Annotated in this window: 18 protein-coding genes; 13 read left to right on the top strand and 5 right to left on the bottom strand. The window is 73.6% G+C overall.

Going from position 1 to position 22,157, the window contains the following annotated elements:
• Positions 1-194: 194 nt before the first annotated feature.
• The 3 genes from ABT403_RS05705 (at position 195) to ABT403_RS05695 (ending at position 1,498) form a co-directional block, all read left to right on the top strand.
• Positions 195-782, top strand: coding sequence for a class F sortase (locus ABT403_RS05705; protein WP_344159970.1), 588 nt, complete (start codon positions 195-197; stop codon positions 780-782).
• Between the two features lie 112 nt (positions 783-894).
• Positions 895-1,251, top strand: a complete 357-nt coding sequence (locus ABT403_RS05700) for a hypothetical protein (protein WP_344159973.1) — start codon at positions 895-897, stop codon at positions 1,249-1,251.
• A gap of 58 nt (positions 1,252-1,309) precedes the next feature.
• Complete coding sequence (locus ABT403_RS05695) at positions 1,310-1,498, top strand: hypothetical protein (RefSeq protein WP_344159976.1); 189 nt, start codon at positions 1,310-1,312, stop codon at positions 1,496-1,498.
• A gap of 118 nt (positions 1,499-1,616) precedes the next feature.
• Here the strand turns inward: ABT403_RS05695 and ABT403_RS05690 are convergent, their stop codons facing one another.
• Positions 1,617-2,027, bottom strand: a complete 411-nt coding sequence (locus ABT403_RS05690; RefSeq protein WP_344159979.1) for a hypothetical protein — start codon at positions 2,025-2,027, stop codon at positions 1,617-1,619.
• 149 nt (positions 2,028-2,176) lie between these two features.
• Here ABT403_RS05690 and ABT403_RS05685 point away from each other — a divergent pair, with 149 nt between their 5' ends.
• From ABT403_RS05685 to ABT403_RS05665, 5 genes are all read left to right on the top strand, one after another.
• Positions 2,177-3,004 (top strand): hypothetical protein, encoded by an 828-nt coding sequence (locus tag ABT403_RS05685; protein ID WP_344159981.1) that lies wholly within the window; start codon positions 2,177-2,179, stop codon positions 3,002-3,004.
• Between the two features lie 71 nt (positions 3,005-3,075).
• On the top strand, positions 3,076-5,073 hold the full coding sequence (locus ABT403_RS05680) for an FUSC family protein (RefSeq protein WP_344159984.1): 1,998 nt from the start codon (positions 3,076-3,078) through the stop codon (positions 5,071-5,073).
• 87 nt (positions 5,074-5,160) lie between these two features.
• A complete protein-coding gene (locus ABT403_RS05675; protein ID WP_344159987.1) occupies positions 5,161-5,877 on the top strand; it encodes a hypothetical protein in 717 nt (238 codons plus the stop codon).
• Entirely contained in the window at positions 5,865-7,124 is a 1,260-nt protein-coding gene (locus ABT403_RS05670) for a sensor histidine kinase (RefSeq protein WP_344159990.1), read from the top strand. Before ABT403_RS05675 ends, ABT403_RS05670 begins: the two co-directional genes overlap by 13 nt.
• Positions 7,125-7,435: 311 nt before the next feature.
• Positions 7,436-8,992 (top strand): VWA domain-containing protein, encoded by a 1,557-nt coding sequence (locus ABT403_RS05665; RefSeq protein ID WP_344159993.1) that lies wholly within the window; start codon positions 7,436-7,438, stop codon positions 8,990-8,992.
• Positions 8,993-9,086: 94 nt separating this feature from the next.
• Here ABT403_RS05665 and aspS read toward each other — a convergent pair whose 3' ends face one another.
• Positions 9,087-10,904, bottom strand: a complete 1,818-nt coding sequence (aspS, locus tag ABT403_RS05660) for an aspartate--tRNA ligase (RefSeq protein WP_344159996.1) — start codon at positions 10,902-10,904, stop codon at positions 9,087-9,089.
• Positions 10,905-11,052: 148 nt separating this feature from the next.
• On the opposite strand from aspS, the gene ABT403_RS05655 reads away from it, so the two are divergent.
• Together ABT403_RS05655 and ABT403_RS05650 are read left to right on the top strand one after the other, a co-directional pair.
• Positions 11,053-13,278, top strand: coding sequence for a SpoIIE family protein phosphatase (locus tag ABT403_RS05655; protein ID WP_344159999.1), 2,226 nt, complete (start codon positions 11,053-11,055; stop codon positions 13,276-13,278).
• Between the two features lie 36 nt (positions 13,279-13,314).
• A complete protein-coding gene (locus tag ABT403_RS05650; protein WP_344160002.1) occupies positions 13,315-14,406 on the top strand; it encodes an AI-2E family transporter in 1,092 nt (363 codons plus the stop codon).
• On the opposite strand, the gene ABT403_RS05645 is transcribed toward ABT403_RS05650, so the two are convergent.
• Positions 14,403-15,410, bottom strand: a complete 1,008-nt coding sequence (locus ABT403_RS05645) for a pirin family protein (protein ID WP_344160005.1) — start codon at positions 15,408-15,410, stop codon at positions 14,403-14,405. The two genes, ABT403_RS05650 and ABT403_RS05645, sit on opposite strands and share 4 nt — an antisense overlap.
• Before the next feature lie 119 nt (positions 15,411-15,529).
• Positions 15,530-15,991 (bottom strand): SseB family protein, encoded by a 462-nt coding sequence (locus tag ABT403_RS05640; protein ID WP_007265129.1) that lies wholly within the window; start codon positions 15,989-15,991, stop codon positions 15,530-15,532.
• A 176-nt stretch (positions 15,992-16,167) separates the two neighbouring features.
• Between ABT403_RS05640 and ABT403_RS05635 the strand changes: the two genes are divergently transcribed.
• From ABT403_RS05635 to ABT403_RS05625, 3 genes are all read left to right on the top strand, one after another.
• Entirely contained in the window at positions 16,168-17,994 is a 1,827-nt protein-coding gene (locus ABT403_RS05635) for an acyl-CoA dehydrogenase (protein ID WP_344160841.1), read from the top strand.
• 153 nt (positions 17,995-18,147) lie between these two features.
• Positions 18,148-18,882: a hypothetical protein gene (locus ABT403_RS05630; protein WP_344160011.1), complete on the top strand. Its 735-nt coding sequence runs from the start codon at positions 18,148-18,150 to the stop codon at positions 18,880-18,882.
• Between the two features lie 102 nt (positions 18,883-18,984).
• Positions 18,985-20,277 (top strand): M18 family aminopeptidase, encoded by a 1,293-nt coding sequence (locus tag ABT403_RS05625; protein WP_344160014.1) that lies wholly within the window; start codon positions 18,985-18,987, stop codon positions 20,275-20,277.
• A 42-nt stretch (positions 20,278-20,319) separates the two neighbouring features.
• Here the strand turns inward: ABT403_RS05625 and ABT403_RS05620 are convergent, their stop codons facing one another.
• Entirely contained in the window at positions 20,320-22,155 is a 1,836-nt protein-coding gene (locus ABT403_RS05620) for an NHL domain-containing thioredoxin family protein (RefSeq protein ID WP_344160016.1), read from the bottom strand.
• Positions 22,156-22,157: the final 2 nt, after the last annotated feature.

Below are 22,157 nucleotides of genomic sequence, written 5' to 3'. Positions count from 1 at the left end.
TTCACCCTTTCGGAGGCACCGCCCCCCGCTTTCGCCACGGCCTTCACCCCCACCGCCATCTGCGAAGACTCCCCCGTGTCCCCCGACACACCGATGACGCACCGTCAACTGACGTACCCCGTCGACGTGCCGTCCCGTCGGCGGTGGGCCACGCTCCCAGGACCGGCCGCCCGAGCCGGCCCAGGAGGAATGCCATGTCCCGCGCCCCGTGGGCGGTCGCCGCGCTGACGGTCACTCTGCTCTGTACCGGCCTCGGCCTGTTGCACGGCGGAGAGGGCGCGGAGCCGGGCACCTCGGGCATCGCCGACGCACTGCCCTCGCGCGCGCTGGGCCTGTCCGGCCACCGCCGGCTCGTGCGCGAACTGGAGCACTCCGGCACCCACTCCCACACCCCGGCCCGCCGGAGCCGGACCGGAGCGGCCGGTCCGCTGCGCGCCTCGCGTCCGCTGCGGCTGCGGATCCCCAGCCTGGGGGTGGACCTCCCGCTGGCCGAAGGGGCCCCGGCGGGAGAGGACGCGGCCGGCTGGGACGCCGCCGGACCGGCCCCCGGGTCGGCCGGGACCGCCGTGGTCACCGGCAACGGGCTCCCGCTGGCCGAACTGCGGCGCGGCCGCACCGTGGAGATCCCGCGCGCGGACCACCGTACGGCCGTGTTCACCGTCGAGCGGGTCTCCCCGTACGGGGTCACCGCGCCCGACCGGGGCGGGCGGGCACGGCTGCGGCTGGTCAGCGGTGAGACCTCCGTCCTCGCGCGGCTGACCGGGCCGCTGCGCACCGGCTGAGCCCGGTGCGACCGTCCGGAACGTCAGCCGAGGGGGGTGTCTTCGTCCTCCGGTCGGGGGCTTCTCGGGGGCGGCCGGGGAGCCGCCGGGCGCGGCGGGGCAGGGAAGCCTCATGAGCGGTGCGCGGTACGCGCGGTCGGTGCTGGCGCGGGCCCTGACGGTGGCCTGCGTCGCCCTGCTGTGCCTGTTCGGCGCCGGTCCGGCGGCGGCCGCCACCGCGGGCGCCGATCCCCGTGCCGCCTCGTCCGCCCCGGCCGATCCCGCCGAGGGGCAGTCTGATCCGGCTGCGGACCCCGATGCCCGGGCGGACGTACGGACGGTCGTGCGCGCGGCGCCCGCGCCGCGCGGACTGCCGTCGGGGGTGTTTCACGTGAAACACGCGGGTGATTCCACCCGTGTGGCCCAGGGCGGCCCGGCCTCGGCGGCCGTGTGCGCGCGTGCGGTCCGGAGTGTGGTCCTGCGCTGCTGAGGGGACCGAGCGGCAGAACTCCCCCCACACACACCCTGGACCACCGTGAGGTTCCGTCATGCCCGTCGACCCGTACGCCGCCCTGAACGCCATGATCCGCGCGGAGGCGGCCCGCTTCTCCCCCGCGGCCCGCGAGGACCGGCCCGCACCGCGCATCCCGGCCCGCGAGACCGCCCCCGAGGCCCCGGAGACCGCGCCCGTGTCCGCCGCCGAGCCGCAGCGGCGCCCCGCCGGCCCGGCGGCCTAGGACCCGGACGCGCAGGGCCGGGCCGCGCAGGCGGCCCGGTCCCGCCATGAGGCGGCGCGGGTTCCCGTGCCCCCGGTGACGGGGCGCGGGAACCGGCGCCACGGCCGGTGCGCGGGGTTCAGTCCTCCCGCGTGTAGTACCGGTAGAAGGCGACGATCCCCACGCCCAGCCCGGAGAACAGGCCGACGACGGTGGCGCGGAGCACGGACTGGTTGGTGAGGCTGTGCAGATAGCCGACGGCGATGCCGATGAAGACCCCGTACGCGGCCGCGTGCACCTCCCGCTTGAGGCGCGGGCCGACCCGGGCCAGGGCGAACATGATGCCGGCGAAGATGACGCCGCACAGGATTCCGTAGAAGACGTTGCCCGCGTCGACCGGGCCCATCTGGCGCTTGATGAAGGCCGCCCAGACCCCGTAGACGAGGCCGAGCAGCAGCGGGCGGGCGAGGGCGCTCTTGCTGATGTCGTGTGCGTGCGCCGACGCCATCGGGCGGTGCCGCCGGGGGGCGGTGGGGGCCGCGTGTGCCATGGCGGGGCTCCTCTCTTCCAGCCTCCAGGGCACACCCGCCGCCCCGGGGCGGCAAGTGGATCACCCGTCCGGGTCGACCCGGACGCCACCGCTCCCCGTACGCAGCAACCGGGCTGGCGCCGGGGCCCGCCCCCGCCTTCCCTGGTGACGTGCGCACCTTCCTGTCGGCGGCCCTCATCGTGCTCGTGGCCCTCCTCGTGCCCGCGAGCGCGGTCGCGTACTGGGCCGACCGCCGACTGGGTGACGCCGACGGCTACACCGCCGCCATGGCCCCCCTCGCCACGAACCCCGCCGTCCAGGGGGTGGTCGTCACCCAGGCCACCCGCGCCCTGTCCGGGCAGATCGACGCGGGCCCCTTCCAGGGCGGGGTGGACGCCCTGATCGGCGAGGCCCTGCGCTCCTTCGCCGGGACCCCCGCCTACCGGACGGCCTGGGACGCCGCCAACCGGGCCGCCCACACCGCCTTCCTCGACGCGCTCACCACCGGCCACGGGGACGCCGTCACCATCGACCTCGCCCCGGTGATCGCCGCGGTCAAGGGGGAGCTGGTGGCCGACGGGGTGCCCTTCGCCGACCGCATCCCCGAGACCCACCTGTCCGTGGAGGTCATGGAGTACGACGACCTCGGTGCGCTCCGGAAGGGGTTCCGCGTGCTCCAGATCGCCGGGGTGTGGCTGCCCGTGCTGACCGTGCTGCTCGCCGGGGCGGCGGTGGCCGTCGCCGTGCGCCGCCGCCGCGCCGTGCTGGCCACCGGTCTCGGCATCGCGACGGGGGCCGTGCTGCTGGGGGTCGCCGTCGACGTGTGCCGCCGGCTGACCCTCGACGACCTTCCCGCCGACGTCGACCGGGCCGCCGCCGGGGCGGTGTACGACGCGCTCACCGCGTTCCTGCGGACCACCACCTGGGTGGTCCTCGCCATCGGACTGGCGACCGCGCTCACCGCATGGCTGACGGGCCGGCTGCGCCGCACCCCATAAGCTCGGAACATACCCATCCTCCGCAGAACGCCCCAGAAGAACCGATTCGCGAGCGGTGACACGGAAGCGGAATGACCACCGAACGACGTACCGGGCACATACCGCCCGACCCGCCACGGGCCCACCCCCTGGCTCCCCCCTCCTGGCTGCTCGCGGGACTGCGGCCGAGCGGCGCACCCGTCCCCTGGGCCGCGGTGGCCCGCGCCGGGATCGCGCTGTCGGTCCCGATCGCCGTCGGCTTCGCCCTGGACGAGCCCGAGTACGGGGCGCTCGCCTCCATGGGCGCCCTGTCGGGGGTGATCGGCGACACCGCCGACGCCTACCGGATGCGGATCCTGAACATCGCCCTCCCCCAGCTCCTGGGCGCGATCGGGGTGGCCCTGGGCACCCTGGTCTACGGCCGCGGCTGGGTCGCGGTCGCCGTCCTCACCCTGATCGCCCTGGTCTCCGGGATGATCTCCTCGATCGGCACGATCGCCTCCGCCTGCGGACTGGTGTTCCTGCTCAACGCCGTGGTCGGCGCCGGGCTGCCGATGCCCGAACCCTGGTGGACGGCTCCGCTGCTGCTGGCCGCCGGCGGCCTGTTCGTCCTGCTGCTCACCCTGCTGGGCTGGCCGTTGCGCCGACGGCAGCCCGAACGGGCCGCCGTCGCGTCCGTCTACCGGGCCGTGGCCGACGCCCTGGAGGCCGCGGGCGGACCCGCGGACGTGTACGACGAACGCCGGCAGCAGGTCACCCACGCCCTCAACCAGGCCTACGACCTCGTCCTGGGGCGCCGGGCCCGGGTGCACGGGCGCAGCCCCACGCTGGTGCGGGTGCTCGCCCAGCTGAACGTGCTGATCCCGCTGGTGGAGGCCGCGCCCGCCGCCCACCTGCGCGGCCGTCCGCTGCCGCCGCAGGTCCCGGCGGCGGTACGGGACCTGGCCGCCGCCGTCGAGGAGGGCCGCACCGGGACACCCGTCCTCGACCTGCCCGCACCGCACAGCCCGTCGGAGCGGGCCGTGGACGCCGCCCTGCGGCACGCCGCGAAGATCGTGCACCTCGCGGAGCCGGACCCGTACAACGTCGACGACCGCCTCGGCCGGCCCGCCGCGCTGCGCGTACGGGCCGGGCGGGTGGTGCGCGACATGATGCTGTCCGAGGCCTCCTGGCGCTACGGGCTCCGGCTGGCCCTGTGCATCGGCCTGGCCCAGTCGCTGGTCTCCCTGATCGAGGTGGAGCGCTCGTACTGGGTGGCGCTGACGGTCACCTTCGTCCTCAAGCCGGACTTCGGCTCGGTGTTCTCCCGCGCGGTGCTGCGCGCCCTGGGGACGGCGGCGGGGCTGGTGCTGGCGGCCGCCGTGCTGGCGGAGGTGCCGCGCGGCTGGTGGGACGTGCCGGTGATGGTGGTGCTCGCCGCGCTCATCCCGGCGTTCTCCGCGAAGGGATACGTCTTCCAGACCGCGGCCATCACCCCGGTGATCCTGCTGCTCTCGGACCTCCTCAACCACCAGGGCTTCGACCTCATCCGGCCCCGGCTGCTGGACAGCCTGATCGGCTGCGCCATCACCCTGGTCGCCGGCTACCTGCTGTGGCCCGAGAGCTGGCACACCCGGATCGGGGACCGGCTCGCCGACGCCGTCGACGACGCCGCCCGCTACGTGGAGCGGGCCTTCGCCCCGGTCGCGGACGAGGCGGAGCTACGGGCGGCCCGGCAGTCCCGGCTCCAGGCCCGGCGCCGGATCTACCGCGACCTGTCGGGTGTGCGCAGCGAGTTCCAGCGGGCCCTGACCGAGCCACCGCCGACGGGCGCCCGGGCCGCCGCCTGGTGGCCGCTGGTGGTGGCCGTGGAACGGATCGTGGACGCCACCACGGCGGCCCGGGTCCGCGTCAACCACGGGGCCTCCGCCCCGCCGCCGTCCGAGGTGGCCCGGATCGCGGGCCAGCTCCGCGAACTGGCGGAGGGCATCCGCAGCAGCGTGACCCTGGTCCGCGTCGAGGTCCCCCCGGGGGCCGACGAGGCGGGCGTCTTGGCCCCCCTCCACCAGGAGGTGGCCGCCGCCCGGGCGATCTCCCAGCCGGGCGGCTGACCGTCCCGCCGCGCGGCCGGAACCGGTCGGTCCCCCGAACGCCCCGCGGGCCGGGCCGCGCCGGGCCGGGCGGGGCAGCATCGGTACATGCGCACCCGCCGCCCCCGGGCCCTGGCAGTCGTCGTCGCCCTCCTGGCGGCGGCCACGGGCTGCGCCGACGCGGAGGGCCTGGCGGACCAGGGCGACCGGGGCACGGTCCACGCCCCCACCACCCTGTGGAAGGGCTACTTCCCCGACCCGCCGAGCCCGGGACAGCAGCCGGGTGCGGCGGCCGTGGTCCCCGGCCTGCCCAAGGTGCCGGGGCTGAGCATGCGCGGGGTGGACGCCCTGGCCGTCATCCGGGCCGACATCACCTCCGCCACCGCCGAGGACGGCGGCACGGGCCGCCTCGTCGACCCCCGGGCCGTCCAGCGGCTCGCGCTGTGCACACAGGCTGTGGACGGCGGCCCGAACTGCCCGGTGCGGCCCGCCGTCCTGCACGACCTCACCGGCAACGGCCGGGAGGAGCTGATCACCGCGCTGGACGTGGACGGCCGCGTCTCCGAACTGCGCGTCTACACCGTGCAGGACGACGGCAGGATCGCCCGCATCCTCTCCCGGCGCGGGGTCCTGGAGGGCGTGGAGGTGGCCGCCGAGCACCTGGCGGTCCGCGAGCCGACCTCGAACCCGGTCTACATCTCCGTCTCCGACTACGTCTGGGACCCCAACGCCAAGAGCATGAGCCTGTCGCAGCTCACCCTCGACGACTGCCCCACCCTCACCGACGTCCCGCTGGGCGAGGACCGGCAGCGATGCGCGCGCTGAACAGCCTGCGCTGGAAGATCGCCCTGACCACCACCCTGGTGTGCTGCACGGTCGCCGCCGCCCTGGGCATCGCCGTGCACAACGTCGTCGCCCGCCAGGTGGTCGGGGAGGTCCGCAAGGACGTCGACCGGGAGCTGGAGCACGCCCTCGGCCACTACGAGTACGGCACCGCGCACGGGGACGTCCACGCCGCCCTCGACCCGCCCGGCCTCCCCGGCCCCCTGCGCGACCTCGTCGCCCGTGGCCGTACCGGCACCATGGTCGGCACCTACCAGGGCAAGCCCGTCATGTGGGGGGCGGCACCCGCCGACCGGCAGGCCCTCGCGGTCTGGATCCCGTACGAGAACACCCGCGCCCGGCTCCGGGACCTGGACACCGCGATCCTCGCCTCCTCCGCGCTCGCGGCCGGAGTGGTGGCCCTGGCCGGCCTGTTCCTCGCCAACCGGATCAGCCGCAGCCTCACGGCCACGGCCGCCGTCGCCCGCCGGATCAGCGCGGGGGACCTGGACGCCCGGGTCGGCTTCCCCGCCGGCGACGACGCCCCCGGCACCCACCGCTCCCGCGACGAGGTGCGGGACGTCGCGAGGGCCCTGGACTCGATGGCCGCCTCGCTCCAGGAACGGCTGGAGGCGGAGAAGCGGTTCACCGCCGACGTGGCGCACGAGCTGCGCACCCCGCTGACGGGCTCGCTGGCCGCCGCCGCGCTGCTTCCGGAGGGCCGGCCCAAGGAGATGATTGAGGACCGGCTGCGGGCCCTGCACCTGCTCACCGAGGACCTGCTGGAGATCTCCCGGCTGGACTCGGGCGTCGAACGGGCCGACCTGGCCCAGGTGGAGCTGGGCCGGGCCGTCCGGCGGGCCGTCGCCGGCTCCCGGCTCGCCGCCGAGGTGCGGGTGGTCCGGGACGTGGTGGTGCTCACCGACCGGCGGCGCCTGGAGCGGATCCTGGTCAACCTCCTGGTCAACGCCCATAAGCACGGCCGGCCGCCGGTGGAGGTGACGGTGGACGGCCCGGTGGTGGTGATCCACGACCACGGCTCCGGCTACCCCGCCGAGCTGATCGAACAGGGCCCCCAGCGGTTCCGCACGGGAGACCCGGGGCGCGGCCGCGGCCACGGCCTGGGCCTGACGATCGCGGTGGGTCAGGCGGCCGTCCTGGAGATCGCCCTGGGCTTCTCCAACGCCCCCGACGGCGGCGCCCTCACCACGCTCCGGCTCCCGGTGGGGCGGCTGCCGGAGGGGAGTTGACGCCCGGGCGGACCGGCGGACGTTTCACGTGAAACACCGCCGGACGGACAACTGGGGCTCCTCGTCTGCCACGACGGCAGGCGGCGGGCTGCGCCGATGCGGCGGCGCGGGGATGAACGGTGGATGAACCCGGCACGGCGGGGGGCCAGTTCGTGCGGGCGGCCGGGTTGGGTGGTAGGACGGGCACCACGAAGGGCGCCCCTGCCGTCGTTCCAGCCAAGGGGCCGATAACCTTACGTGTCCACTCTGGGCAGGGATCAACCGCGCAGCACGGACAAATGACGCACGCACTCATGCGAAAGGCCTGGCCCATGGGTATTCGGAGCTTGTTGCGCAAGGTGTTCGGAAGGACTGCGGAGCCGGTCCCCGAGACGTCGGACGCCCCAGCGGCGGCCGTTCCCAACCAGGCCGAGCGCACTCCCCTGGACGCGGCGGCCGACTTGGTGGCGGCGTCCTTCGACAACCCGACGGTCCCGCCGCAGTCCGCGCCGCGCGACCGCGAGGCGGGCACCCTGCTCACCGCCCCCGCCACCACCACCGACCCCACGGTCCCGGAAGCCCGCCGCCCCTCGGGCCCCACGGGCCCGACCACCCCCGAGCCGGTGGCCCCCGAGCCGGCCGTCGAGCCGCAGCGGCCCCCGGCCGAGCCGGCCGCCGCCGTGGAGGCCGAGCCGGTGGCCACCGAGCCCGAGCCCGAGGAGGCGACCGCCCCCGAGCCGGTGGCCGCCGAGGCCGAGGCCGAGCCCGAGGCCGCCCCGGAGGCGGCCGCGGAAGCGGAGCCCGAGGCGGCCACCGAGCCCGCCCCGGAGGCCGAAGCCGAGCCGGCCGACGCCGAGCCCGAGGCGCAGCCGGAGGAGGCCGCCGAGGCCGAAGCCTCCGAGCCCCTGGCCGCCGAGGCCGAAACCGAGGCCCCCGAGGCGGAGGAGGCCCCCGCGCCGCAGGCCGCCCCGGAGCCGCAGCCGGACGCGGCGCCCGAGCCCCTCGCCGCCCAGGCCGAGCCCGAGCCCCAGCCGGAGCCGGAGCCGCAGCCCGAACTCCAGGCGGACGCCGACCCCGAGCCCCTCGCCGCCCAGGCCGAGCCGGCGCGGGTGGCGGCCGCCGCCGAGCCGGAAGCGGAAGCCGAGAGCGAGGTCGAAGCGGAACCCGACACCGGCATCGAAGCGGAAGCGGAGACCGGCGTCGGAGCGGAGCCGGAGGCCGCCGAGGCCGGGCCCGCCTTCCCCGCCTCCGCGGTGCGGCGCAAGGCCGGGGCCGTCGGGGCGGCGTACAAGGCCGCCGGGCAGGTGCTGCGGGCCAAGGGGAAGGCCGGGGCGCGGGCCAAGGTGTACCTCGTCCTGGACCGCTCCGGCTCCATGCGCGGGTTCTACAAGGACGGCAGCGCCCAGTACCTCGCCGACCACGTCCTCGCGCTCGCCGCGCACCTGGACGAGGAGGCCACCGTGCACACGGTGTTCTTCTCCACCGAACTCGACGGCACCGCCGAACTGACCCTCGACGGCCACGACGGGGCCTGGGTCGAGGCCCGGCACGCCGAGCTCGGCCGGATGGGCCGCACCAGCTACCACGTGGCCGTCGAGGCCGTCGTCGAGCGGTACCAGAAGGACGGCGGCGAGGGCCCGGCCCTGGTCGTCTTCCAGACGGACGGCGCGCCCGACAACGTCCGCCCCGCCCGCCAGGCGATCGCGGACGCCGCCGCCACCGCCCCGGGCGTCCACTGGCAGTTCGTCGCGTTCGGCGACCACGACGCGAAGGCCTTCGACTTCCTGCGCAAGCTGGACGCCGAGAACGCCGGCTTCTTCCACGCCGGCCCCGCTCCCGCCGAACTGACCTCGTCCGCCCTCCTCAAGGGCCTCCTCGACCGGTTCTGACGGCAGACGGCAGACGGCCAACGGCCGACGCACAACACGAAGGGCCCGGGATCCGCGAGGATCCCGGGCCCTTCCCGCTACGAGAGCGGCAGCGTTACCGCGCGGCGTCCGGGTGGACGGCCTCGGCGACCGGCTTCGCGTCCGCGGCCTTCGTCTCGACCGGCTTGCGCAGGGCGATGTTCAGCTCGCGCAGGCGGCTCTCCTCCAGCACCGTCGGCGCGCCCATCATCAGGTCCTGGGCGTTGCCGTTCAGCGGGAAGGCGATGGTCTCGCGGATGTTCGGCTCGTCGGCCAGCAGCATCACGATGCGGTCCACGCCCGGGGCGATGCCACCGTGCGGCGGGGCGCCGAGGCGGAACGCGCGCAGCATGCCCGCGAACTCGCGCTCGACGGTCTCGGCCTCGTAACCGGCGATCTCGAAGGCCTTCAGCATGACCTCGGGCTCGTGGTTGCGGATGGCGCCCGAGGACAGCTCGATGCCGTTGCAGACGATGTCGTACTGCCAGGCGAGGATGTCGAGCGGGTCCTTCTCCTCCAGGTCCTTCATGCCGCCCTGCGGCATGGAGAACGGGTTGTGGGAGAAGTCGATCTTGCCGGTCTCCTCGTCCTTCTCGTACATCGGGAAGTCGACGATCCAGCAGAAGCGGAAGACGTTCTCCTCGAAGTGGCCGGCGCGCTTGGCGGCCTCGACCCGGACCGGGCCCATGATCTTGGAGACCTCGTCGAACTCGCCGGCGCCGAAGAACACGGCGTGCCCGGCGGCCAGGCCCAGACGCTCGGTGAGGACCTTGACGTTGTCCTCGGTGAGGAACTTGGCGATCGGGCCGGTCAGCGAACCGTCCTCGCCGACGCGCACCCAGGCCAGGCCCTTCGCGCCCAGCGAGACCGCGTAGTCGCCGAGGCCGTCGAAGAACTTGCGCGGCTGGTCGGCGGTGTCCGGCACGGCCAGCGCACGCACGTGCTTGCCGGCGAACGCCTTGAACTCCGAGCCCTCGAAGACGTCGGTGATGTCGACGAGCTCCAGCTTGGCGCGCAGGTCGGGCTTGTCGTTGCCGTACTTCAGCATCGACTCGCGGAACGGGATCCGCGGGAACGGCGAGGTGACCTCGCGGCCGTTGCCGAACTCGGTGAAGAGCTCGGTCATCAGCTTCTCGATCGGCTGGAAGACGTCCTCCTGCTCGACGAAGGACATCTCCACGTCGAGCTGGTAGAACTCGCCCGGCGAACGGTCGGCGCGGGCGTCCTCGTCGCGGAAGCAGGGCGCGATCTGGAAGTACCGGTCGAAGCCGGAGATCATCAGCAGCTGCTTGAACTGCTGCGGGGCCTGCGGCAGGGCGTAGAACTTGCCCGGGTTCAGGCGGGACGGGACGACGAAGTCACGGGCGCCCTCGGGGGAGGTCGCGGTGAGGATCGGGGTCGCCATCTCGTTGAAACCGAGGGCCACCATCTTCGAGCGGATCGAGGCGATCACGGCCGAGCGCAGCATGATGTTGCGGTGCATGCGCTCGCGGCGCAGGTCGAGGAAGCGGTACTCCAGGCGCCGCTCCTCGTTCACACCGTCGTCGGTGTTGATCGTGAAGGGCAGCGGGGCGGAGGCGCCCAGCACCTCGACCTCGGAGACCTCGACCTCGACCTCGCCGGTGGCGAGCTCGGGGTTCACGTTGTCGGCGCCGCGGGAGACGACCTTGCCGTCGACGCGGACGACGGTCTCCTTCGTGACGCTGCTGAGGGCCTCGTTCGCCGCGGTGCCCGGGCGGGCCACGAGCTGCGTGATGCCGTAGTGGTCACGCAGATCGATGAAGAGGATGCCGCCCAGGTCTCGACGATTGTGCACCCAGCCGCTCAGCCGGACGTCGGATGCGACGTCGGAGGCACGAAGCTCGCCGCACGTGTGGGACCTGTACCGATGCATCAGTCATCCAGTTCTACGCGATTTCCAGGTGGACTCAACCGTCCCAAGGTTACCGTCCGGGAGCGGCGGCCACCGGGCGCGCCCGGTGGGGCGGCGGGAGCGGGCGCCGGACGGGCGCCCGGCCCGGGTGACCTGTAAAGATGGCCGGGTGCGCACCGAGGACGTCCTGGCCGCCATCGCGACCGGCCTGTGGCGGTGGGACAACGCTTCCGGAACGGTCACCCTCGACGGCGAGGCCGCCCGGCTGCTCGGGCTGCCCGCGGAGCCCGTCGTCCTGCCCGAGGCCGCGGCCCGCGCGCGCTTCCACCCGGTGGACTGGAACGAGATCAACGGCATCGTCAACCTCGCCGTGGCCGAGGGCACCCTCGCGGAGGCCCGGCTGCGGATCATGGACGAGGACGGGCGGGTGCTGCGCACCGTCCGCAGCCGCTCCAAGCCGCTGGAGAACCGGACCGCCGACGGCCGGGTGGACTACGAGCTGATCGGCACCATCCAGGAGATCGCCGAACCGCAGCCCGGCACCACGGCCGCGCACACCCCGATCACCGGCGACTGGCGGCGCTCGCGGGAGGCCTTCCTGCTGGACGCCGGCCGGGCGCTGGCCGAGGCGCGCTCCACGGCCGAGGTGCTGCGGGTGGCGGCCTCGCTGTCGATGCCTGGGTTCAGCCCGGACGGGCTGGCCGTCTTCGGGATGGAGGGCGAGCGGCTGTCGGTGATCGGGCACCACGGGCACGCGCCCGGCGACGAGGGGCCCTTCGCGGAGATGGCCCTCGACACGGACTATCCGGCGGCCGAGGTCGTCCGGACCGGGCGGGCGATCTACCTCCCGACGCCGGAGGAGTACAAGCGGCGCTTCCCGGTCACCTGGCCGCTGGCCCGGGGCTTCGGGCGGTCCTCCTGGGCCTTCCTGCCGCTGATCGTGGCCGGGCGGACCATGGGGGCGTGGATGGCCGCGTTCAAGCACCCGGTGACGTTCTCGCCGGACGAGCGGTCGGTGCTGACGACGGTGGCCCGGATGCTCGCCCAGGCCCTCCAGCGGGCCGGGGTGGCCGAGTCCGAGCGGGAGCTCACCACCGGTCTGCAGCGGTCGATGATGCCCCAGCTCGGCCCCGAGATCCCCGGCATGACCATCGCCGCCCGCTACGTCCCCACCGGCGGCGGGCTCCAGGTGGGCGGCGACTGGTACGACGTGATCCCGCTGCCCTCGGGCCGGTTCGCCCTGGTCATCGGGGACGTCCAGGGGCACGACGTACGGGCCGCCGGGCTGATGGGCCAGCTCCGGATCGCCGTACGGGCCTATGCCTCCGAGGGCCACCGGCCGGACGCGGTGCTCTCGCGGGCCTCCCGCTTCCTGGCCGGGCTGTGCTCGGCGCCCGGCCCGGACGAGGACTCCGGCGCGGACTCCGGTCCCGACGCCGACTTCGGCAGCCCGCGCTTCGCGACCTGCCTGTACGTGGAGTGCGACCCGGGGACCGGGACGCTGGAGATCGCCCGGGCCGGGCACCCCGACCCGGTGGTCCGGATGGCCGACGGGACGGTGCTGATGCGGCCGACCGCCGGCGGGCTGCCGCTCGGCATCGTCCCCGACACCGACTACCCCACGACCCGTTTCGCCCTGGAGCCCGGCGAGACGCTGATGCTGTGCACGGACGGGCTGATCGAGACCGGCGGGCACGACCTGGACACGGGCTGGGCGCGGCTGCGGGCGATCCTGGAGTCGGACGCGCACGACCGGCCCGCCGAGGGCGCCGGCGCGGACGGGGACAACCATCTGGAGCGCCTCGCGGACATGCTGGTCCAGGCCGTGCACGGGCCGTCCTCGCACCACACCACCGGCCCGCTGGCCGACCGCCGCGAGGACGACATAGCCGTGGTGCTGCTGTGCCGGGAGGGCCCGAGCTGCGGCTGCGGAACCGTCGCGGCGCATCCCGTACGGCCCGTGCGGCGCACGATGCTGACCGTGGCCCAGGCCGAGCCGGCCCGGATCGCGGGGGCCCGCCGGCAGGTCCGGGAGCTGCTGCACGACTGGGCGGACCCGGAGCAGGTGGACTCGGCGGTGCTGATGGTCTCCGAGATGGTGACGAACGTGCTGGTCCACACGGACGGTGACGCGCTGCTGGTCGCCGAGGCGGCGGGCGAGCCGGGTACGCGGCGGCTGCGCGTGGAGGTGGCCGACGGGAGCGACGAGCTGCCGCACAAGCGCCACCCGGGGGAGATGGCCTCCAGCGGGCGCGGCGTCCTGCTGATGGAGATGCTCGCCGACACCTGGGGTGTGGATCCGCGTGGCGAGGGCAAGTCGATCTGGTTCGAGCTGTACGAACGGTCCAAGCCGGACGGTGACGAGGACCGGGAATCCCCCCGGCCCGCTCCCTGACCGCCCGGCGCCCGGCATCCGAAAGGCGGTCCGGCCATGCCCGCACCGGCCCCGCGCACGTCCCTGCTGCCCGATCCGGTGCGGCGGCTGGCCGCCTGGTGCGCCGTCGTCCTGCTGGTGACGGGTGTGGCCGCCGTCGGCGTGTGGCTCTGCGTGGTCTTCAAGACCGCCGTCACCCCGGTGCTGCTGGCCCTGCTCGGCACGGCCCTGCTGGGGCCGCTGCACCGGTGGCTGGTCCGGATGCGGCTGAACCGTTCGCTGGCCGCCGCGCTGACCTGCCTGGCGGTGGTGGCGGTGGTCGGCGGGGCGACGTACGTGGTGGTGGCGGCGCTGATCGAGACCGGTGACCAGATCGTGGGCGCCCTCAAACGGGCCGGGGAGAGCCTGGCCGAGCACTTCGGGGCGGCCGGGACCTCGCTCCAGGACCTGGCGGCCAATGCCAAGGAGCTGCTCGCCAAGTTCGGCGGGACGGCCGCCTCCGGGGTGATCAGCGGGATCAGCGTGGTCGGGGAGATGCTCGCGACGGCGCTCCTGGCGCTGCTGCTGATCTTCTTCTTCCTGCGGGACTCCCACCGGGCGGCCGGCGCCCTGCGCTCCCTGGCCCCCCGTTCGGCCGGGGACACCGTGGAGGCCATCGCGCGCCGCGCCTACCAGGCCGTCGAGGGGTTCATGCGGGGCACCACCTTCATCGCCGCGATCGACGCCGTCTGCATCACCGTGGGGCTGCTGGTGCTGCGGGTGCCGGGGGCGGTGGGACTGGGCGCGCTGGTGTTCGTCGGCGCGTACGTCCCGTACCTGGGCGCCTTCATCTCGGGCGCCGTCGCCGTGCTGGTGGCCCTCGCCGACCGGGGGTGGGTCATCGGGCTGTGGGCGCTGGGCGTGGTGCTGGCCGTCCAGGTGCTGGAGGGCCACGTGCTCCAGCCCCTGATCCAGAGCCGGACGGTGCAGATGCACCCGGCGGCGGTGCTGCTGGCGCTCACCGCCGGGGCGAGCGTCGCCGGGATCCTCGGGATGCTGCTCGCGGTACCACTGACGGCGGCCGCGTTCGGGGTCCTGTCGGAGCTGCGGACCCGGTACGGGTCCCCCGCCACGGGGCCCGGGGGCCCCGCGGCGGCGGGGGACGGCTAGGCCGTCTCCTCGGGATCCGCCTGTCCGGCGCCGCGGTGGCCGAGGCCGGTCACGTCGGTGCTGGGGATGACGCCCAGGCGGCCCGCCTGGAAGTCGTCGAAGGCCTGCTGGAGCTCCGCGTGGCTGTTCATGACGAACGGCCCGTAGTGCGCCATCGGCTCGCGGATGGGGAGTCCGCCGAGGACGACCACCTCGAAGTTCTCGCTGCGCGAGTCCTGCGCGGCGTCCGCCCGGATCGTCAGCCCGTCGCCGGAGCCGAAGACCACGGTCTGGCCCATCGTGAACGGGCGGCGTTCGGCGCCGGCCGCCCCGCTGCCCGCGAGACCGTACGCCAGGGCGTTGAAGTCGGCCCGCCAGGGCAGCGTGACCTCGGCGCCGGGGCTGACGGTCAGGTGGATCATCGTGATCGGCGTGTGGGTGGCGCCGGGACCGGCGTGGCCCTCCAGGTCGCCCGCGATCAGGCGGATCAGGGCGCCGCCGTCCTGCGAGGCGAGCAGCTTCACGGTGCCGCCGCGGATGTCCTGGTACTTCGGCGCGAGCATCTTGTCCTTGGCGGGCAGGTTCACCCACAGCTGGAGGCCGTGGAAGAGGCCGCCGGACATGACGAGTTCCTCGGGCGGGGTCTCGATGTGCAGGAGGCCCGAGCCCGCCGTCATCCACTGCGTGTCGCCGTTGGTGATGACTCCGCCGCCGCCGTGCGAGTCACGGTGGATGAAGGTGCCGTCGATGATGTAGGTGACGGTCTCGAAGCCGCGGTGCGGGTGCCAGGGCGTGCCCTTGGGCTCACCGGCCGCGTAGTCCACCTCGCCCATCTGGTCCATCATGATGAACGGGTCGAGGTACTCGTACTTGATCCCCGCGAAGGCACGCCGCACCGGGAAGCCTTCGCCCTCGAAACCGGAGGGGGCGTCGACCACGCCCAGTACGGGCCTGGCCTGGGCGCCTCCGGCGGGGGCGATGACGCGCGGCAGCGCGAGCGGGTTCTCAACGGTCACTGCGGGCATGGTCAGGACCTCCTTCTGCGTCGAGTTTAGTTGAATCTCGAACTTCCTGCCACCCGCACAGAACAGCGCACCCCCCGGGAGCATTCCCGGGGGGTGCGGCGGCGTTTCCTCGGCGCGGCTCAGCCGTACATGCGGCGCATCGCGAAGTCGACCATCTGCTCGACCGCCTTCGCGTCGAAGACCATCCGGTGGTCGCCCTCCATGTCGAGGACGAAGCCGTACCCGGTCGGCAGCAGGTCGATCACCTCGGCGCCGGTGATCACGAAGTACTTGGACTCCTTGCCGGCGTACCGGCGGAGCTCCTTGAGCGTGGTGAACATCGGGATGACGGGCTGCTGCGTGTTGTGCAGGGCCAGGAACCCGGGGGTGTCGCCGCGCGGGCAGTAGACCTTCGAGGTCGCGAAGATCTGCTGGAAGTCCTCGGCGGACAGCGACCCGGTGGTGAAGGCCCGGACCGCGTCGGCGAGCGACGGCGGCGAGGGCTCGGGGTAGAGCGGCTGTTCGCCGTACCCGCCGGCCATCTGCTGCGGGGCGGCGTACTGCTGCTGCCCCGCGCTCACGTTCTGGTCGTAGCCGTACATGAGCCGAAGCCTACCGAGCGGCCCCCGCCCCCAGGCACCCTCCAGCGGAACCCGGTTGACGCTGGTCACAGTCGCCGCAGAAGGGTTGCGTCTTATTACCGGTGGGTAGCATCATGAGGTTACCGATTGGTATGTACGAGGAACCTGTCTCCCCGAGCCTTAACGGAGCCGTCGCCATGGGGCACTACAAGTCGAATCTCCGCGACATCGAGTTCAACCTCTTCGAGGTGCTCGGCCGCGAAAAGCTGTACGGCACCGGCCCGTTCGGCGAGATGGACACCGAGACCGCCAAGAGCATCCTGTCCGAGCTGACCCGCCTCGCCGAGAACGAGCTGGCGGAGTCCTTCGCGGACGCCGACCGCAACCCCCCGGTCTTCGACCCGGCCACCAACACCGCCCCGGTCCCGGCCTCCTTCAAGAAGTCCTACGAGGCCTTCATGGACTCGGAGTACTGGCGCCTGGGCCTGCCCGAGGAGATCGGCGGCACCACCTCCCCGCGCTCCCTGATCTGGGCCTACGCGGAGCTGCTGCTCGGCTCGAACCCGGCCGTCTGGATGTACTCCTCCGGCCCGGCGTTCGCCGGCATCCTGCACGCCGAGGGCAACGAGGCGCAGAAGAAGATCGCCCAGATCGCGGTCGAGAAGCGCTGGGGCTCCACCATGGTCCTGACCGAGCCCGACGCCGGCTCGGACGTCGGCGCCGGCCGCACCAAGGCCATCCAGCAGGAGGACGGCTCCTGGCACATCGAGGGCGTGAAGCGCTTCATCACCTCCGGTGAGCACGACATGGAGGAGAACATCCTCCACTACGTCCTCGCCCGCCCCGAGGGCCACGGCCCGGGCACCAAGGGCCTGTCCCTCTTCCTCGTCCCGAAGTTCCACTTCGACTGGGAGACCGGCGAGCTGGGCGAGCGCAACGGCGTCTACGCGACGAACGTCGAGCACAAGATGGGCCTCAAGGCCTCCAACACGTGCGAGATGACCTTCGGCGACCAGCACCCCGCCAAGGGCTGGCTGATCGGCGACAAGCACGACGGCATCCGCCAGATGTTCATGATCATCGAGTTCGCCCGCATGATGGTCGGCACGAAGGCGATCGCCACCCTCTCCACCGGCTACCTCAACGCGCTGGAGTACGCCAAGGAGCGCGTGCAGGGCCCGGACCTGGCCAACTTCATGGACAAGACCGCACCCAAGGTCACCATCACGCACCACCCCGACGTGCGCCGCTCGCTCATGACGCAGAAGGCGTACGCCGAGGGCATGCGCGCCCTCGTGCTGTACACCGCCTCCGTCCAGGACGCGATCCAGCTCAAGGAGGCCGCCGGCGAGGACGCCTCCGCCGAGATCGGCCTCAACGACCTGCTCCTGCCGATCGTGAAGGGCTACGGCTCGGAGAAGTCGTACGCGCTGCTCTCCGAGTCCCTGCAGATCTTCGGCGGTTCCGGTTACCTCCAGGAATACCCGATCGAGCAGTACATCCGGGACGCCAAGATCGACACCCTCTACGAGGGCACCACGGCCATCCAGGGCCAGGACTTCTTCTTCCGCAAGATCGTCCGCGACCAGGGCGCCTCGCTGAACGTCCTCTCCGAGACGATCAAGAAGTTCCTCGCCGAGGGCGTGGGCGGCGAGGAGCTGGCCCCGGCCCGCGACGCGCTGGCCAAGGCCGCCGTGGACCTGGAGGCCATCGTCGGCCAGATGATCGTCGACCTCACCGCCACCGGCGAGGACGTCAAGAACATCTACAAGGTCGGCCAGAACACCACCCGCCTGCTGATGGCCTCCGGCGACGTCGTCGTCGGCTACCTGCTGCTCAAGGGCGCGGCCGTGGCCGCCGAGAAGCTCGCGGGCGCCTCCGCCAAGGACGTGCCCTTCTACACCGGCAAGATCGCTGCCGCGAAGTTCTTCGCCGCCCAGGTCCTGCCGGGCGTCTCGGTCCAGCGCGCGCTGGCCGAGGCCGTCGACAACTCCCTCATGGAGCTCGACGAGGCCGCCTTCTAAGGCAGCCCCCACGCTGTACGCGGTGTACGTACGCACCGGCGGCCGGACCCCTCCTGTCGAGGGTCCGGCCGCCGGTGTGTCCGGACCCGGGAAACCCGGCCGTGCGACGGCCGGGTTCCCCGGTTGTCGGTGGTTCGTGGGACGCTCGTAGGCATGAGTCCACAGGAGCAGCACAGCGGCAGGGGGTACACGGTCCCCACCGGGCGCCCGTACGCCCTCAAGGAGCTCCAGGCCAACGTGGGCGCGCTCGGCGACCGGATCAAGGACCTCTACGACGGGGCCCACCCCGCCGAGTACGACCCCGTGGCCGACGCCCTCTACGTCGCCTTCCAGACGGCCGCCGGCCTGGCTCCCGCCAAGAGCTACACCGGCTGCCCCGAACACCCCAACGGCGCCCTCGACCCCGAGGCGCCCGAAGGCTGGGGCCGCTGCCTGATCTGCAACGACCGCCGCCGCCGCGGCCGCCGCCTGCGGGGCGGCCCCCCCGCCGCGCCCGCCGCCCCCGTGGAGCAGCGCCGCCTGGGCTACCCCGTACCCGGGCCCCCGTACACCCTCGACGTGCTGCGGCGCCACCTGCGCGGCATCGACGAGCAGCGCTTCCACCTCACGCTGAGCTCCCCCGACCAGGACTTCATCCGCCTCGCGGACGACCTGCACCGGGCGTTCATCGTGGCCCGCGAACTCTCCCGGCCCCGCAACGCCTCGGGGTGCTCCGAACACCCCGGCGCGCCGATCGACCCCGATGCCCCGCCCGGTGAGGGCTGTATCTTCTGCGCCGGACGCAAAAGACGTGCTCAGCGCCCGCCGCAGACCCCCGAGATGCTCCCGCGCATCCGGCGGGGCGAGCGCCGGCAGCTACAGCGCCGATTCGAGCGTCCCCCGGGCTGAGGACGACGGGACCGCGGGCCACGCACCCCGCGCTCCGGCGACCCCTCGGCTATCCGCCGCAGTCCGGCCATGGCGAACACGACCGTCGTTAAGGTGAACCACATGAGCTCTCCCGCCCGCTTCGACCGCGGCCACACCGACGATCTGATGACCTTCCTGACGGCCAGTCCGTCGCCGTACCACGCCGTGGCCAACGCGGCCGAGCGGCTGGAGAAGGCGGGCTTCAGGCAGTTGTCGGAATCGGACGCCTGGGACTCGGGCACGGGCGGCCGGTTCGTCCTGCGCGGCGGCGCGCTCATCGCCTGGTACGTGCCCGAGGGCGCGTCCGCGCACACCCCCTTCCGCATCATCGGCGCGCACACCGACTCCCCCAACCTCCGCGTCAAACCCCTCCCGGACACGGGCTCCCAGGGCTGGCGGCAGGTCGCCGTGGAGATCTACGGCGGCACCCTGCTCAACACCTGGCTCGACCGCGACCTGGGCCTGGCGGGCCGGCTCTCGCTGCGCGACGGCACCGACCGGCTGGTCAACGTCGACCGCCCGCTGCTGCGCGTCCCGCAGCTCGCCGTACACCTGGACCGCTCGGTCAACTCCGACGGCCTCAAGCTCGACAAGCAGCGGCACATGCAGCCGATCTGGGGCCTGGGCGACGCCCGCGAGGGCGACCTCATCGCCTTCCTGGAGGAGGAAGAGGGGCTGCCCCAGGGCTCGGTGGCGGGCTGGGACCTGATGGTCCACTCGATCGAGCCGCCCGCCTACCTGGGCCGCGACCGCGAACTCCTCGCGGGCCCGCGCATGGACAACCTGCTGTCGGTGCACGCGGGCGTCGCGGCCCTCGCCGCGGTCTCCACGTCCGGCAAACTCGACCACATCCCGGTGCTGGCCGCCTTCGACCACGAGGAGAACGGCTCCCAGTCCGACACCGGAGCCGACGGCCCGCTCCTGGGCAACGTGCTGGAACGTTCAGTCTTCTCGCGCGGCGGCTCGTACGAGGACAAGGCCCGCGCCTTCGCCGGCACCATCTGCCTCTCCTCGGACACCGGGCACGCCGTCCACCCCAACTACGCCGAGCGCCACGACCCTTCGCACCACCCGCGGGCCAACGGCGGCCCCATCCTGAAGGTCAACGTCAACCAGCGCTACGCGACGGACGGCAGCGGCCGCGCGGTCTTCGCCGCGGCCTGCGAGCGGGCCGGGGTGCCGTGGCAGACGTTCGTCTCCAACAACTCGATGCCGTGCGGCACGACGATCGGCCCGATCACCGCGGCCCGCCACGGCATCCAGACGGTCGACATCGGCGTGGCGATCCTGTCGATGCACTCGGCCCGCGAACTCTGCGGCTCCGACGACCCGTTCCTCCTGGCGAACGCCCTGCTGGCCTTCCTGGAGGGCTGAGCCCGGGGCTGAACCCCCCGGGAAGGACCGGCCTGGGCGTCCTCAGCCGTCCAGGCCCGCCAGCACCAGCGGCAGGCGGGCGGCGCCGGAGGACGTGACGGTGACCGGGACGCCCCAGTCCTGCTGGTGGACGTGGCAGGCGGGGTACTCGTTCGCCGGGTCGTCGTCGCAGGACGCGGCCATCGCCGAGACGTGCAGGACCCCTTCGGTGACGTCGGGGTTCAGCACCAGGTCCCGGAACAGGTCCGTACCGGCGCCCTCGCCGCCGGCGAGCAGTTCCGGCGGGGTCGAGGAGACCAGCAGGCGGGTGGAGGGCCCGTAGCGGGTGTCCAGCTTCTGGCCCGCCGGGGCCTGGAAGACCACGTCCAGGCGGAGCGTGCCGGGCGCCACCTCGGTGGCGGCCCGCTGCGTACGGTGGGCGACCGCGTCGACCCGTACGGCCTCCTCCGGCAGCCGCAGCCGGGTCAGCCGGTGCCGGGCGGACTCCACGACCACGATGTCCTCGCCCACCAGCACGGCGTCGCTGGGCTCGCGCAGGTCGGTGGCGAGGGTGCTGACCTGGCCGGTGGCCGGGTCGAAGCGCCGCAGCGCGTGGTTGTACGTGTCGCAGACCGCGACCGAGCCGTCCGGCAGGGCGGTCACCCCGAGCGGGTGCTGGAGCAGGGCCTGGGCGGCGTCACCGTCCCGGTGCCCGAAGTCGAACAGCCCGGTCCCTACCGCGGACCGCACGGCGTACCCCTCCCCCTCCTGCTCCACGTACCGCAGCGCACTGGTCTCGGAGTCGGCGATCCACAGCCGGTCCCCGGCGGCCGCGAGGCCGGACGGCTGGGCGAACCAGGCCTCGGCGGCGGGCCCGTCGACCAGCCCCTCGTTGGTGGTCCCGGCGGCGACCCCGACGGTGCCGGCCTCCGGGTCCCACGTCCACAGCTGGTGCACACCGGCCATGGCGATCCACACCCGGCCCTGCCACCAGGCCACGTCCCACGGCGAGGACAGGTCCACCTCCAGGGCGGGCCCGGAGGTCGGGGACCCCTGCCACCACTGCCGCCCGGTCCCGGCGACGGTCTCGACCGCGCCCGTGGCGGGGTCGAACACGCGCAGCGCGTGGTTGACGGTGTCGGCGACCACCACCCGCCCGTCGGGCAGCAGCGCCAGCCCCTGCGGCTCGCTGAAGGCCTCCGGCCCGAAGCCGCGCTCCCCGCTGCCGATCCGCCGTACGACGGTCTCCCCGTCGGCGGCGAGCTCCACGAGCTGGTGCCGCGTCGAGTCGGAGACGAGGAGGTTTCCGGAGGGCAGGAGCACCGCCTTGCCGGGGAAGCGCAGGTCCGTGGCGACGGGCTCGGGCGCCACGTAGGGCCCGTCCCCGCGCCGCAGCGTCCCCTTGGCCCCGTGCTCGGCCTCCAGCTCCTCGACGAGCCGCTCGATGGCGTGCGCGTGCCCCTCACCGGCGTGCTGCGCGACGACGTACCCCTCGGGGTCGATCACGACGAGCGTGGGCCAGGCCCGCACGGCGTACTGCTTCCAGGTGGCGAGCTCGGGGTCGTCGAGCACGGGGTGGTGCACCTCGTACCGCTCGACGGCGTCGACGACGGCGGCGTGCTCGGCCTCGTGTACGAACTTCGGCGAGTGCACGCCGATGATCACCACGGTGTCGCGGTGCTTCTCCTCCAGCTCGCGCAGCTCGTCGAGGACGTGCAGGCAGTTGATGCAGCAGAAGGTCCAAAAATCGAGGATCAATGTGCGACCTCGGAAGTCGGCCAGCTTCAGATCTTTGCCGCCGGTGTTGATCCATCCACCCTTGCCGATCAGCTCGGGGGCACGGACACGGGCACGGCGGGGCGCGGGCGCGGGGGTGGGCGCCGAGGCAGCATCGTTCATGT

It is taken from the genome of Streptomyces sp. NPDC000075, assembly GCF_040301925.1.
GTDB classification, from domain to species: domain Bacteria; phylum Actinomycetota; class Actinomycetes; order Streptomycetales; family Streptomycetaceae; genus Streptomyces; species Streptomyces polychromogenes.
The sequence above is the reverse complement of the archived record's forward strand: the minus strand, read 5'-3'. Positions and strand labels throughout refer to the sequence as shown.

Coding starts and splice junctions, on each gene's coding strand:
- ABT403_RS05705 (WP_344159970.1), top strand. CDS start 195: ATGTCCCGCGCCCCGTGGGCGGTCGCCGCGCTGACGGTCACTCTGCTC.
- ABT403_RS05700 (WP_344159973.1), top strand. CDS start 895: ATGAGCGGTGCGCGGTACGCGCGGTCGGTGCTGGCGCGGGCCCTGACG.
- ABT403_RS05695 (WP_344159976.1), top strand. CDS start 1,310: ATGCCCGTCGACCCGTACGCCGCCCTGAACGCCATGATCCGCGCGGAG.
- ABT403_RS05690 (WP_344159979.1), bottom strand. CDS start 2,027: ATGGCACACGCGGCCCCCACCGCCCCCCGGCGGCACCGCCCGATGGCG.
- ABT403_RS05680 (WP_344159984.1), top strand. CDS start 3,076: ATGACCACCGAACGACGTACCGGGCACATACCGCCCGACCCGCCACGG.
- ABT403_RS05675 (WP_344159987.1), top strand. CDS start 5,161: ATGCGCACCCGCCGCCCCCGGGCCCTGGCAGTCGTCGTCGCCCTCCTG.
- ABT403_RS05670 (WP_344159990.1), top strand. CDS start 5,865: ATGCGCGCGCTGAACAGCCTGCGCTGGAAGATCGCCCTGACCACCACC.
- ABT403_RS05665 (WP_344159993.1), top strand. CDS start 7,436: ATGGGTATTCGGAGCTTGTTGCGCAAGGTGTTCGGAAGGACTGCGGAG.
- aspS (WP_344159996.1), bottom strand. CDS start 10,904: ATGCATCGGTACAGGTCCCACACGTGCGGCGAGCTTCGTGCCTCCGAC.
- ABT403_RS05650 (WP_344160002.1), top strand. CDS start 13,315: ATGCCCGCACCGGCCCCGCGCACGTCCCTGCTGCCCGATCCGGTGCGG.
- ABT403_RS05645 (WP_344160005.1), bottom strand. CDS start 15,410: ATGCCCGCAGTGACCGTTGAGAACCCGCTCGCGCTGCCGCGCGTCATC.
- ABT403_RS05640 (WP_007265129.1), bottom strand. CDS start 15,991: ATGTACGGCTACGACCAGAACGTGAGCGCGGGGCAGCAGCAGTACGCC.
- ABT403_RS05635 (WP_344160841.1), top strand. CDS start 16,168: ATGGGGCACTACAAGTCGAATCTCCGCGACATCGAGTTCAACCTCTTC.
- ABT403_RS05630 (WP_344160011.1), top strand. CDS start 18,148: ATGAGTCCACAGGAGCAGCACAGCGGCAGGGGGTACACGGTCCCCACC.
- ABT403_RS05625 (WP_344160014.1), top strand. CDS start 18,985: ATGAGCTCTCCCGCCCGCTTCGACCGCGGCCACACCGACGATCTGATG.
- ABT403_RS05620 (WP_344160016.1), bottom strand. CDS start 22,155: ATGAACGATGCTGCCTCGGCGCCCACCCCCGCGCCCGCGCCCCGCCGT.